Source organism: Mesorhizobium sp. M1A.F.Ca.IN.020.04.1.1, assembly GCF_003997315.1.
GTDB lineage: Bacteria > Pseudomonadota > Alphaproteobacteria > Rhizobiales > Rhizobiaceae > Mesorhizobium.
In genome coordinates this window covers 26,771-39,334 of the sequence record NZ_RZSN01000037.1, presented here as the reverse complement: position 1 = coordinate 39,334, position 12,564 = coordinate 26,771, and the positions used below count along the sequence as shown (strand labels likewise).

The following is a 12,564-nucleotide window of genomic DNA, read 5'->3' as shown; positions in this document are numbered from 1 at the left end:
CTGCGCGGCCAGCCGGTTACCGCCGCGCTCGCCGATGCGGTGCTGTCCGCGCCGATCGACGAACTGTCGCCAATCGCCGATGTGCGCGGCAGCGCCGAATACCGGGAGCATGCGGCGCGCGAGATCGTTGTCCGCGCAGTGTGCGCTGCGACCAGCCTTGGCGAAGGCAAGGTGGCCGCATGACAATGGAGCGCACCGATATTGCCTTCGAGGTCAACGACGCGGCTGTCAGCGTGTCGGTGCCGCCGGTGCGGCGGCTCTCGCAGGTTCTGCGCGACGAGTTGCGGCTGACCGGCACCAAGGTCGGCTGCGACGCCGGCGATTGCGGCGCCTGCACCGTGCTGGTCGACGGCAATCCCGTCTGCGCCTGCCTTGTGCCGACGGCCTCGGTCTCCGGTGCGTCCGTCATCACGGTCGAGGGCCTCGCCAACGGCAGGTTGTCGGCCTTGCAGGCCTCATTTCTCGAACACGGCGCCGCGCAATGCGGCATCTGCACGCCGGGGCTGCTGGTGGCGGCTACCGCGCTGCTGGAGCGCAACCCAACGCCGAGTGAGGCCGAGACGCAGGATGCGCTGGGCGGCGTGCTCTGCCGCTGCACGGGGTACCGGAAAATCGTCGCGGCGGTGATGCATGCCTCGCAGCATATGGACGGTTTCGACCGTCGCCTGCCGGAGGTCGGCCGCGCCGTCGGCGCCTCGCCGATCCGGCTCGACGGCGTGCCGAAGGTTACCGGCGACGAAAAATTCGGCGGCGATTCCTTCCCGCACGACGCGCTGTCGGTGCTGGTCGTCCGCTCGCCCTACTATCACGCCGGTTTCAGCTTCGGAGATCTCGACGCCTGGGCCAAAGCGCATCCCGGCATTGCCGGCGTCTTCACCGCCGCCGACATTCCGGGCAAGAACTGCTTCGGGGTCATCGGCCCCTTTGCTGATCAGCCGGCCCTTGCCGAAGGTTTCGCGCGCCTGCGCGGCGAGGCGGTGGCGCTGGTGGCGGGCGAGCGCGAAGCCATCCCCGACCTCGACCTGACGGATTTTCCGATCGCCTGGACGGAACTGCCGCATGTGCTGCAGCCCCGCGAGGCGAAAACCGATGGCGCGGCGCTGATCCACCGGCATCGGCCGGCGAACCTGCTCACTTCCGGCTATGTCGAGCGTGGCGATCCCGACGGTGCCCTTGCCGCCGCGGCTGTCACCGTCTCCGGCGCCATCGAGACTTCGTTCGTCGAGCATGCCTATATCGAGCCTGAGGCGGGCTTCGCTTACATGGATGGCGACACGCTCGTCATCGTCGCCTGCACCCAGGCGCCCTACATGGATCGCGACGACACGGCCAAGGTGCTCGGCCTCCCGGTCGAAAAGGTGCGCATCGTGCCGACCGCCACCGGCGGCGGCTTCGGCTCGAAGCTCGATGTCTCGCTGCAGCCTCTGATCGGCCTTGTGGCGATGAAGACCGGCAGGCCGGCGGCACTCGCCTACACGCGCAACGAATCCATGATGTCGACCACCAAGCGCCATCCGGCCGAGATGGAGGCGACCATCGGTGCGGATTCCGAGGGCCGCGTCACCGGCATGATCTTTGAGGGCGACTTCAACACCGGCGCCTATGCAAGCTGGGGCCCGACGGTCGCCAACCGCGTGCCGGTGCACGCCTCCGGCCCCTATCTGACGCCGCACTACCGGGCGACGGGCAGGGCCATCCACACCAACGGCCCGATCGCCGGCGCCTTCCGCGGCTTCGGCGTGCCGCAAGCGACCATCATGCAGGAAACCCTCTACGACGAGCTCGCCGGCAAGCTTGGCATGGATCGGCTCGATTTCCGGTTGAAGAACTGCCTTCGGAACGGGTGCGAAACGGTCACTGGCCAGCGCCTGGAATCGGGTGTGGGCATCGGTGAATGCCTGGAGTTGCTTCAGCCGCATTGGGCGCGCGCGCTTGGCGAGGCGGAAGCCTTCAACGCCGTCAACACCGCAAGCAAGCGCGGCGTCGGTGTCGCCTCTTGCTGGTATGGCTGCGGCAACACCTCGCTGCCCAATCCTTCGACGATCAAGGTCGGCATCTCTGCCTCCGGAGATGTCGTGCTGCACCAGGGCGCCGTCGACATCGGCCAAGGCTCGAACACGGTCATCAGCCAGATCTGTGCCGATGCGCTCGGCCTGCCGCTGGACAAGTTCAGGCTGAAGAGCGCCGACACCGCCATCACGCCCGACGCCGGCAAGACATCCGCCTCGCGCCAGACTTTTGTCACCGGCAAGGCGGCGGAGAAGGCGGGCCGCGCGCTGCGCGAAAAGATCCTGCGTTTCGCCAATGTGTCCGATCAAGCAACGATCGCGCTCGACGGCGCAAGCATCTCCATCCGCGAGGGGGATGCGACGCGACGCATCGATCTGCGTACACTGAAGATCGATGCCGATGGCTTGGTGTTCGTCGCGGAAGAGACCTACGATCCGCCCACGCTGCCGCTCGACGCCAAGGGCCAGGGCAAGCCCTACGCCGTCTATGGTTATGGCGCCCAGATCGCCGAGCTTGAGGTCGATCTCAAGCTGGGCACGGTGAAGCTGCTCAAGATCACCGCCGCGCATGATGTCGGCAAGGCCATCAACCCGGTACTGGTCGAGGGGCAGATCGAGGGCGGCATCGCGCAAGGCATCGGCATGGCGCTGATGGAGGAATATATCCCCGGCCGCACCGAGAACCTGCACGACTACCTCATCCCGACCATCGGCGACGTGCCGCCGATCGAGCACATATTGGTGGAAGTTCCGGACCCGGAAGGACCTTTCGGCGCCAAGGGTTTGGGGGAACATGTGCTGATCCCGACCGCGCCGGCGATCCTCAACGCCATCCGACATGCCACCGGCGTGCTGGTCACCAAAGTGCCGGCGACGCCGAGCCGCATCCTGGCGGCGATCCGCGAAAAGGAGGCGCGCCGATGAGCGAGCTTGCCGAACGTTTCGAAACCCACGATCCCGGTGAGAAGCAGGTGGCGGAGAAGATCCGCTGCGATGCCTGTCCGGTGATGTGCTACATCGCCGACGGCCGCACCGGCGCCTGCGACCGCTACGGCAATGTCGGCGGGCGCATCGTGCGCATGGATCCGCTGACCATCCTCGACCACGCGGCCGAGACCGGCGGCGCGGTCGTGCCATTCGTCGCCGAGGGCGAGGAGTGGGGTGGCGAGCTGGTCAACACCGGCCGCCGCTTCGTCACCGCGATCGGGGCCGGCACCACCTACCCGGATTACAAGCCCGCACCTTTCATCGTCAGCCAGGAGGTCGAGGGCGTCGATCTCGTCACCGTCGTCACCGAGGGCATCTTCTCCTATTGCGGCGTCAAGGTGAAGATCGATACGGACCGCCACATCGGCGACGAGACGGCGACCGTGCGCTCGGAAGGCGAGGCGATCGGCCACGTCACCACTGGCGAATATGGCTCGCAGATGCTGTCGCTTGGCGGTGTGCATCACTTGACCGGCGGCTCCAAGGCTGAAGGCCGCGCGACTTGCGACGCGCTTCTCAACCTCTGCAACAGGAAGCCGGTCGAGCTCACCATCGACGGCGGTGCGACGGTCATTGTCGAGGCTGGCAAGGCGCCGGTCATCGACGGCAAGATCGAGCATCGCATGCGCGTCGGCTGCGGTTCGGCCACCATCGGCATGTTCGCCACGCAATGGCGCGGGCTCGTCGACGAGGTTGTGGTGGTTGACGACCATATCACCGGGGTCGTGTCGGAACATCAGGCCGGCAAGGTACTGGGCTGGGAGGATACCGGGATAAAGATCATCGGCCGCCGCTCGACGCCCGGCCGCTACTTCAAGGTTTCGGAGCCCGGTCTCGGCTGGGGCGGCACGACGATCTCCGATCCGCTGTCGATCCTGGGCGATTGGAACGCCAAGAAGGGTGCTCGCCCCGGCCTGTCGCTGCTGATGGTCTCGACCACGGGCGAACAGTTCGCTTATTACGAACTGGACGATCAGTTGAAACCGGTCGAGAAACCGTTCCCGGAGCGGCTGCAGAAATCCGTCGGCCTGATCGAGGACAATTGCGAGCCGGCCCTGTGCACCGTGCTCTTCATCGGCGGCGCGGGCGGCTCGCTGCGCGCCGGCGTCACCGAAAACCCGGTCAATCTCACCCGCTCGGTTCAGGGCCTGAAGACCTATGTCACGGTCGGCGGCGCGCCGGTCTATGTCTGGCCGGGCGGCGGCATCACCCTGATGGTCGATGTCACCCGCGTGCCGGAAGGCGCATTCGGCTATGTGCCGACGCCGGCGCTGGTCGCGCCGATCGAATTCACCATGCGCCGCGACGACTACGTCCGGCTCGGCGGTTACGAGGACGAGATCCGCAGCGTCGAGGACATTCTTGCCAAAGGCGGCGAGTACCTTAATCCGCGCAGCAATGCCGGCGCGCCGGCCGGCAATCCCTGGCCGCCGTTGGCGCAATTGTGCCGCATCCCGGCCAATGGGGCCGACTGATGAACGGTCCGCAGGCGCATTGGCTCGCCGACGGCAGGCGGCTTCATCTCAATCACGGGCCGATCGACCTCATTATCGAGGCCTTTGGCGATGCAGCTGAACGCCGCGCCGGCTGCGCGCAGGCCGTCGCGCGCTTCCAGACAATCCTGACCGAACTGGTCGAGGAGCTTCCCGAATTGCGCCGTCCGGCGTCTTTGACGCCGCGCGTTTTTGCAGGTCCGACCGCGCGGCGGATGGAGGCCGCGGTCGCACCGCTCGCGGAAAGCTTCATCACGCCGATGGCCACCGTTGCGGGTTCGGTAGCCGACGAAGTTCTGGCCGCGCTTCTCGCCGGACGCCGGCTCGAGCGCGCCTACGTCAACAATGGCGGCGACAGCGCCATTCATCTCGGCAAGGGCGGCACGATAACGCTGGCGATCGCCGGCACCGGGCACGGCATGGCCGACCGCATCACGATCCGCGCCGAAGACGGCGTGCGCGGCGTCGCCACCAGTGGCTGGCGCGGCCGCTCCTTTTCGCTGGGCATCGCCGACGCGGTCACCGTGCTGGCGCGGACCGGCGCCGAGGCGGATGCCGCGGCGACGCTGATTGCCAACGCGGTCGACCTGCCTGGGCATCCGGCGGTTCATCGCGTGCCGGCGCGGGATCTTTCGCCCGACAGCGATCTCGGCGAACGGCTGGTGACGCAGGGCGTCGGCGGGCTAGCGCCCGGCGAGGTGGCCCGGGCGCTGGATAACGGCCTTGCCGTCGCCGAAAATTTTCGCAGGCGCGGCCTGATCGCCGCGTCGGCGCTGTTCCTTGCCGGCCAAACCCGCATCAGTGGCTCCGTAGCGCTCGCTGCGCCCAACAAGCATAAAGCGAAGGAAACTGCCCATGCCTGAATTCCCGATCCGCAAGGTCGCGGTGCTGACCGAAGAGATCTTCCACGACGGCGGCCCAGCGGCGAAGGAGCCGCGCCTGCGCGCCGCGGCTCTCGCCGTGGTCAAGAACCCGTTTGCCGGTCGCTATGTCGAGGACCTGCAGGGCGCGATGGAGGACCTGAAGCCGCTCGGGCTGTTGCTTTCCGACAGGCTGATCGCCGCGCTTGGCGGCGATGTGAAAAAGATCGACGGTTACGGCAAGGGCGCCATCGTCGGCAGTGCCGGCGAACTGGAGCACGGCGCGCTCTGGCACGTGCCCGGCGGCTACGCCATGCGCGAGCGGCTCGGCGACGCCAAGGCGATCGTGCCGTCGGCGAAGAAGGTCGGCGCCTTCGGCGCACGGCTCGATGTTCCGCTCGGCCACATCAACGCTGCCTATGTGCGCAGCCATTTCGACGCGATGGAAGTCGGCATCAGCGACGGCCCGCGTCCCGACGAGATCTTGTTCTGCCTCGCCATGACCTGCGGCCCGCGCGTCCACAACCGCATGGGCGGCCTTGCGGCCGGAGACATCAAGGCTTGGGACGGCTTGAGATGAGCGGCGAGGACAATCTGCTGCGGCTGGTCGAGGCCGAAGAGCTGGACGAGAACAACTACCATCTGCAGGACCAGGTCGGCTTCATCCTGCGCAAGGCGCATCAGCGCCATGTGGCGATCTTCGCCTCCCACATTAGCGATCTGACGCCGCCGCAATTCGCCGCTCTCGCCAAGCTCTACGACATCGGCGAGACCTCGCAGAACCAGCTCGGCACGCTGATCGCCATGGATGCCGCGACCGTAAAGGGCGTCATCGACCGGCTGAAGGCGCGCGGGCTGGTCGAGCTTTCCAAGCACGAGGTGGACAAGAGGCGGCTGCTGGTCAATCTGACGGCTGAAGGCCGCGAGGCGATCGAGCGGCTGATCCCGCTTGCGCGCACCATCACCGAGGAAACGCTGGCGCCGCTCACGGCCAAGGAGGCCGCGACCTTCTTGCGGCTGCTGGCGAAGCTGGCCTGATCAAACCTCCGGATCGACCCCGAACATCTCCTTGACCTGCTTAGGCGTATAATAGCCGAGCCGGACATCCTCGGCGATCTGTTTCGGATCGCGCTCGCGCGGATCGCCATAGCCGCCGCCGCCGGGCGTGCCGACACGCACGCGGTCGCCGGCCTTGAGCGCGATATCCTGCTCTTTCGACAGATGCGGCGGCACATGCGCTTCGCCGCCCCGGAACACGATCACGCTGTTCGGCGCGCCGTCCCTGCCGCCAAGCGCGCCCTGCGGCCCGAAACGGCCATGGTCCATGACGAAGGACGCGCGGGCTTCACCGCGCAATATCTCGACCTCGTAGGCGAGCCCGAAGCCGCCGCGATGTTTGCCGGCGCCCCCGGAGCCTTCGCGCAGCGCGTAATGGCGGTAGAGCACCGGGAACGCCTGCTCCATGATCTCGACCGGCGGCGATTTCGAAATGCCGATGGTCGAGCAGCCATTGCTCAAGCCGTCATGACCCGCATTGCCGCCATAGCCGCCGCCCGAAATCTGGTACATGACATAGTCGCGGCCGCGCGTCGGGTCGTTGCCGCCGAGCGCGAAATTGCCGCTGGAACCGGCGGGCGCTGCCGTGACCTTCTCCGGCAAGGCTTGCACCATCGCCGCGAACACGGCCTCGGCGATGCGCTGCGAAACCTCCGCCGCGCAACCCGAGACCGGCCGCGGATATTTGGCGTCGAGGAAGGTACCTTCCGGCCGCTTGACATTGAGCGGCTCGAACGCGCCGGCGCTGATCGGCACTTCGGGGAAGATGTGGCGCATGGCGAGATAGACCGACGACAGCGTCGTCGCCAGCACGCTGTTCATCGGGCCCGCGCAGGGCTTTGACGAGCCGGCGAAATCGAAGGTCAGGCTGTCGCCCTTCTTCTCGACGGCGAGATTGATGGTCAGCGGCTCGTTCACCACGCCGTCGGAATCGACAAAAGCCTGCGAGCGGTAGACGCCGTCCGGGATAACGGCGATCGAGGCGCGCATCTGCTCGGCGGCGCGGCGGCGCAATTCGGCGATCGCCTCGACGACGGTTTCGTCGCCGTAACGATCGAGGATTTCATTGAGCCTGTCCTGGCCGATCAGCAGCGCCGCAGCCTGGGCGCGGATGTCGCCGATGCGCTGGTCGGCGACGCGAATGTTGGAGCAGATGATAGCGTAGATCTCGGGATCGAGCACGCCCCTCTTGAACAGCTTCACCGGTGGCAGCCGCAGACCTTCCTGCTCGACGGCGGTGGCCGAGGCCGAGAAGCCGCCAGGCACCGCGCCGCCGATATCCGGCCAATGGCCGGTGTTGGACAGCCAGCAGAAGATCTTGCCGTCGCGGTAGACCGGCATGACGAAGCGAACGTCCATCAGATGCGTGCCGCCGAGATAGGGGTCGTTGACGATGTAGATGTCGCCGGGCTCGGGGGCCAGGCAGCGCCCGTCGGCGATCATCTCGATCACCGTCTTGGTCGAATACTGCATGACGCCGACGAATACCGGCAGGCCCTGGCTGCCTTGCGCGATGAGCGAGCCGTCGGCGGCGGAATAGATGCCGTCGGAGCGGTCATTGGCCTCGGCGATCACCGGCGAGAAAGCGGCGCGGGAAAACGTCAAATCCATCTCGTCGCAAACTTGCTGCAAGGCGGCCTGCAGCACCGAAAGCGTGATCGTGTCGAGCTTTGCCCCTTCGACTGCCATTGTCAGGCCTCGCCGATGTCGATGATAATGTTGCCGTCGTCGTCCGAACGCGCATGATCGCCGGGCTCAAGCACGGTGGTGGCGTCCATCTGCTCGAGGATCGCCGGCCCCTCGATTGTTGCGTCGAGCGGCAGCCTCTCGCGCGCATAGACCGGCGTGTCGTGCCAGCGCCCGCTGTACCAGACCGGCCGGATCTCGCGCCGCGCCTCCTCGAGCGTCGCCGCGCGTCCTGCCGGGTCGATCAGCTGAGACAGGTCGATCTGCGGCCGCACACCCGTCACCGAGGTGTTGAGGTTGACGAGATTGGCGCGGATCTCCGGCAGTTCGACCTTGAAACGCGCGAAATAGGCTTTTTCGAACAGCTGCTGCAGCGTCGCCCGTGAAACCGAGGATGACGGCAGCGGCACGTTGATGATGTGCGTCTGGCCGACGAATTGCATGTCGGCGGAGTGGGTGACGCGGATTGCATCGGGCTTCACTGCTTCCTTGCCGATCAGCGACTCGCCTTCGTTTCGGTGCCGTTCCAACAACTCGCGAAGCTTTGCTTCGTCGAGGCTCGCTACCGGCTGGTTGACCGTATTGACGAAGTCGTGCCTGAGGTCGGCGACGACGCAGCCGAGCGCGTTGGTGATACCCGGGCGTGCCGGCACCACCACTTTCGGCAGGCCGAGTTCGCGGGCCAGCGCCGTCGCGTGCAGCGGCCCGGCGCCGCCGAAGGCGAACAGCGCGAAATCGCGCGGGTCGTGGCCGCGCGACACCGAAACCATGCGGATGGCGCCCGCTATCTTCATGTTGCCGAGCCTCAAGATGGCACCGGCCGCCTCGACGCCGGAAAGGCCCGTGTGCCTGCCGATTCTGTCCTCGAAGATTGCGGTGACGCGCTCGACAGTGACCGGATTGTCGACCGCAAGCAGCTTCTTCGGCGCCAGCCGCCCGAGCACCAGATTGGCATCCGTGATGGTGGGTTCCGTGCCGCCGCGCCCGTAGCAGATCGGGCCGGGATTGGCACCGGCGCTTTCCGGGCCGATCTGGATCAGGCCGGCGGCGTCGACGCGCGCGATCGAGCCGCCGCCGGCGCCGACGGTGTGCACCGCCACCATCGGCACATGGATCGGCATCGCATATTCGATCTCGATCTCGTTCGAGACCGCGGGCTCGGCGTTGCGGATCAGCGCCACGTCGGTCGAGGTGCCGCCCATATCGTAGGTCACCAGGTTGGCGAAGCCGGCGCGCTTTCCCGTGTAAGCGGCGGCGATGACGCCGGAAGCCGGACCGGACATGACGGTCTTTGCCGATTCCTGCGTGACGAAGCGGGCCGAGATCATGCCGCCATTGCCGTTCATGATCAGGAAGTCGCGCGCATAGCCTTTCGCCGCGAGCTCCTTGCGCAGCCGTTCGACATAGCGCTCCAGGATCGGCTGCACCGAGGCGTTGACCGCCGCCGTCACGCCGCGTTCGAATTCGCGCGCCTCCGAAAGCAGCGCATGGCCGGTCGTGATGTGGCCGTTCGGCCAGAGCTCCGCCGCGATCTCGGCCGCGCGCCGCTCGTGCGAGGGGTTGGCGTAGGAATGCAGGAAATGGATGACGAGCGACTCGCAGCCGGCGTCGAGCAGCTTTTTCACGGCTTCGCGCATTTCGGCCGCGTCGAGCGGCAGGCGAACCGCGCCGGACGCCTCGACGCGCTCCGAAACTTCAAGCCGCAGATCGCGCGGAATGACCGGCACGAAGGTGCCCGTCATGCCATAGGCTTGCGGCCGCGTGCGCCGTCCAAGCTCGATCACGTCGCGGAAGCCGCGCGTCGTGATCATGCCGGTCCTGGCCAGCCGGCGCTCCAGCACGGCGTTTGTGGTGGTCGTCGTGCCGTGCACGATGAGGTCGATGCCCTCGACCGGAAAGCCGGTCGCGCCAAGTGCGGCGACCACGCCAAAGGCCTGATTTTCTACCGTCGTCGGGGTCTTGGCGATGTGCACCTTGCCGCCGGCCTTGCCGTCGATCAGGAGCAGATCGGTGAAGGTTCCCCCGACATCGATGCCGGCAACCACGCTTCCCGCCGACGCCGAAAATTTCTCATTCATTGCCGAAACCCGAAATGCCAGGACTACGGATATGCCTCGGTTTGGAAAGCCGTTTTACGCTGCCATCTTGACCTGAAGATCATTTGTATACTAATAAATTCCGGACACAAGAGCTTACCGCTTGGCAGTGTGCAGAGAGCACGTCGGAACCTGACCGTTCGGGCGCGCACGAGAAAGTTTGGCGCCAGCGCCTCGCGTCCGCGCCGGAAAGTTGGGTTTGATGAACACGACATCCGCGTTGAACCTCGCCGGCGCAAAGCCGCTGCAGTTCCCGATCCCGGCCAATGTCTATGCCGAGACCGTGGTGTCGGTGAAGCATTACACCGACCGCCTGTTCTCGTTTCGCATCACCCGCCCACAGTCGCTGCGCTTCCGCTCCGGCGAGTTCGTCATGATCGGGCTGCCCAATGCCGAGAAGCCGATCTTCCGCGCCTATTCCGTTGCCAGCCCCGCCTGGGACGACGAGCTCGAATTCTTCTCGATCAAGGTCCCGGACGGTCCTCTGACCTCCGAGTTGCAGAAGATTGAGGTCGGCGACACCGTCATCATGCGCCAGAAGTCGACCGGCACGCTGGTGCTCGACGCGCTGACGCCTGCAAAGCGCGTGTTCATGATCTCGACCGGCACCGGCATCGCGCCTTTCGCCAGCCTGCTGCGCGACCCCGACACCTATGAGAAGTTCGATCAGGTGATCCTCACCCACACCTGCCGCGACAACGCCGAGCTCACCTACGGCCAGGAACTGGTGGCTGCGCTCGAGACCGATCCGCTGATCGGCGAGCTGACCGGCGGGCGTGTCACGCTCTACAATTCGACGACCCGCGAGGAGTCGGCGCGCATGGGCCGGATCACGGCTCTGATCGGCTCGGGCAAGTTTTACTCCGACCTCGGCATCGACAAACTCAATCCGGAGACCGATCGCATCATGATCTGCGGCTCGATGCACATGCTGAAGGACGTCAAGGAGCTCGCCGAAAGCCTCGGCTTCCAGGAGGGCTCGCTCAGCCATCCCGCCAGCTTCGTCGTCGAGCGCGCCTTCGTCGGCTGAGGCATCTCCCAGTGTTTTGACCATGCGGTCAAAAACCTACTGCTTTTGCCGCCTTTTTCCGCTATGAGCCACTGAAGGACTCGTGAAGGACAACTTCGCGGGCTATCTTCAGTGCACGTCGCTGAATGAAAGGGCAGGAGATGAGCAGCACCATCCGCGAGGCCGGCGCAGGCGCGTCCAAGATCATGCCGCTGCCGGCGCGTGCCGCCGCCAACACGCCGATGCCGCTGGAGCACGGCATTGCCCGCAATCCTGGCATGAAGCTGGACCTCGGCTTCCTCGAATCCGTGCGCAGCGTCAACCGCTCGGCGCTGGAGCGCCGCGTCGCCACCCTCACCAAGCGGCGCTCGATCAAGGCCGACAACCAGGCCGCCTGGCTGCTGCGCGCGATTGCCTGCATGGACCTGACCACGCTGAATTCCAACGACACCGACGAGCGTGTGCGCCGGCTCTGCGCCAAAGCGATCAATCCGCTGCGCCGGGATATCGTCGAGGGCCTCGGCATCGCCGACGAAACGATCCGCCCCGCGGCGGTTTGTGTTTACCATCCCTTCGTGGCCACGGCCGTGGATGCGGTGCGTGGCACAGGCATCCATGTCGCGGCCGTCTCCACAGCGTTCCCGCACGGCCTTGCGCCGCTCTCGACCCGCCTGCAGGAGATCGAGGCCTCGGTGAAGGACGGGGCCGACGAGATCGACGTCGTCATCCCGCGCGGGCTGGTTTACGGCGCCAAATGGCGCGAACTGTTCAACGAGATCGTCGCCATGCGCGGCGCCTGCGGCGACGCCCATCTCAAGGTCATCCTAGGCACGGGCGATCTCGCCACGCTGCGCAACGTCATGCTGGCCTCGATGGTGGCGATGATGGCGGGCGCCGATTTCATAAAAACCTCGACCGGCAAGGAAAGCGTCAACGCCACGCTTCCCGTCGGCCTCGCCATGGTGCGCGCCATCCGCGCCTATTTCGAGGAGACCGGCTATCTGATCGGCTTCAAGCCGGCGGGCGGCATTTCCACCGCGAAGGTCTCGCTCGACTGGCTGGTGCTGATGAAGGAAGAGCTTGGCCGGCCCTGGCTCGAGCCGCAGCTGTTCCGCTTCGGCGCCTCCAGCCTGCTCACCGACATCGAGCGCCAGCTCGAACATCATTTGACCGGCCACTATTCGGCCAACCATCGCCACGCGATGGCGTGAGCCACCCCCCTCCCCCTTGCGGGGAGGGTCGCCGCGAAGCGGCGGGGTGGGGGTCGAAAAACAAATCTGCCTGATCCATGCACCAAACCATTAGCCATTTACCCCCACCACGATCGGCTTCGCCGATCGACCCTCCCCACACGGGGGAGGGTAAAGG

The 12,564-nt window shown here is 66.1% G+C and carries 9 protein-coding genes and 1 pseudogene; 8 read left to right on the top strand and 2 right to left on the bottom strand.

The window, feature by feature from the left end; genetic code table 11:
• The 6 genes and pseudogenes from EOA49_RS10760 to EOA49_RS10735 form a co-directional block, all read left to right on the top strand.
• A pseudogene (locus tag EOA49_RS10760) lies at positions 1 to 183 on the top strand (xanthine dehydrogenase family protein subunit M); the annotation flags it as partial.
• Positions 180 to 2,933: a molybdopterin-dependent oxidoreductase gene (locus EOA49_RS10755; protein WP_127239953.1), complete on the top strand. Its 2,754-nt coding sequence runs from the start codon at positions 180 to 182 to the stop codon at positions 2,931 to 2,933. The pseudogene EOA49_RS10760 and the gene EOA49_RS10755, both read left to right, overlap by 4 nt.
• On the top strand, positions 2,930 to 4,471 hold the full coding sequence (locus EOA49_RS10750) for a 6-hydroxynicotinate reductase (RefSeq protein ID WP_127239952.1): 1,542 nt from the start codon (positions 2,930 to 2,932) through the stop codon (positions 4,469 to 4,471). The genes EOA49_RS10755 and EOA49_RS10750 overlap by 4 nt, the downstream gene beginning before the upstream one ends.
• Positions 4,471 to 5,352, top strand: a complete 882-nt coding sequence (locus EOA49_RS10745) for a UPF0280 family protein (RefSeq protein ID WP_127239951.1) — start codon at positions 4,471 to 4,473, stop codon at positions 5,350 to 5,352. Before EOA49_RS10750 ends, EOA49_RS10745 begins: the two co-directional genes overlap by 1 nt.
• Entirely contained in the window at positions 5,345 to 5,929 is a 585-nt protein-coding gene (locus tag EOA49_RS10740; RefSeq protein WP_095799116.1) for an amino acid synthesis family protein, read from the top strand. Before EOA49_RS10745 ends, EOA49_RS10740 begins: the two co-directional genes overlap by 8 nt.
• Positions 5,926 to 6,387, top strand: a complete 462-nt coding sequence (locus tag EOA49_RS10735) for a MarR family transcriptional regulator (RefSeq protein WP_127239950.1) — start codon at positions 5,926 to 5,928, stop codon at positions 6,385 to 6,387. Before EOA49_RS10740 ends, EOA49_RS10735 begins: the two co-directional genes overlap by 4 nt.
• On the opposite strand, the gene EOA49_RS10730 is transcribed toward EOA49_RS10735, so the two are convergent.
• Together EOA49_RS10730 and EOA49_RS10725 are read right to left on the bottom strand one after the other, a co-directional pair.
• Entirely contained in the window at positions 6,388 to 8,094 is a 1,707-nt protein-coding gene (locus EOA49_RS10730) for a hydantoinase B/oxoprolinase family protein (protein WP_127239949.1), read from the bottom strand.
• A gap of 2 nt (positions 8,095 to 8,096) precedes the next feature.
• Entirely contained in the window at positions 8,097 to 10,169 is a 2,073-nt protein-coding gene (locus EOA49_RS10725; protein WP_127243148.1) for a hydantoinase/oxoprolinase family protein, read from the bottom strand.
• Between the two features lie 220 nt (positions 10,170 to 10,389).
• Here EOA49_RS10725 and EOA49_RS10720 point away from each other — a divergent pair, with 220 nt between their 5' ends.
• Entirely contained in the window at positions 10,390 to 11,217 is an 828-nt protein-coding gene (locus EOA49_RS10720) for a ferredoxin--NADP reductase (protein ID WP_066996144.1), read from the top strand.
• A 140-nt stretch (positions 11,218 to 11,357) separates the two neighbouring features.
• The gene (deoC, locus tag EOA49_RS10715) at positions 11,358 to 12,407 is read left to right on the top strand and encodes a deoxyribose-phosphate aldolase (protein ID WP_127239947.1); all 1,050 of its coding nucleotides are present in this window, start codon (positions 11,358 to 11,360) and stop codon (positions 12,405 to 12,407) included.
• Positions 12,408 to 12,564: the final 157 nt, after the last annotated feature.

What these genes read in the sequence shown, in the direction of transcription:
- EOA49_RS10735 (WP_127239950.1), top strand. Translation starts at nt 5,926, where the DNA reads ATGAGCGGCGAGGACAATCTGCTGCGGCTGGTCGAGGCCGAAGAGCTG.
- deoC (WP_127239947.1), top strand. Translation starts at nt 11,358, where the DNA reads ATGAGCAGCACCATCCGCGAGGCCGGCGCAGGCGCGTCCAAGATCATG.
- EOA49_RS10730 (WP_127239949.1), bottom strand. Translation starts at nt 8,094, where the DNA reads ATGGCAGTCGAAGGGGCAAAGCTCGACACGATCACGCTTTCGGTGCTG.
- EOA49_RS10720 (WP_066996144.1), top strand. Translation starts at nt 10,390, where the DNA reads ATGAACACGACATCCGCGTTGAACCTCGCCGGCGCAAAGCCGCTGCAG.
- EOA49_RS10740 (WP_095799116.1), top strand. Translation starts at nt 5,345, where the DNA reads ATGCCTGAATTCCCGATCCGCAAGGTCGCGGTGCTGACCGAAGAGATC.
- EOA49_RS10725 (WP_127243148.1), bottom strand. Translation starts at nt 10,169, where the DNA reads ATGAATGAGAAATTTTCGGCGTCGGCGGGAAGCGTGGTTGCCGGCATC.
- EOA49_RS10750 (WP_127239952.1), top strand. Translation starts at nt 2,930, where the DNA reads ATGAGCGAGCTTGCCGAACGTTTCGAAACCCACGATCCCGGTGAGAAG.
- EOA49_RS10745 (WP_127239951.1), top strand. Translation starts at nt 4,471, where the DNA reads ATGAACGGTCCGCAGGCGCATTGGCTCGCCGACGGCAGGCGGCTTCAT.
- EOA49_RS10755 (WP_127239953.1), top strand. Translation starts at nt 180, where the DNA reads ATGACAATGGAGCGCACCGATATTGCCTTCGAGGTCAACGACGCGGCT.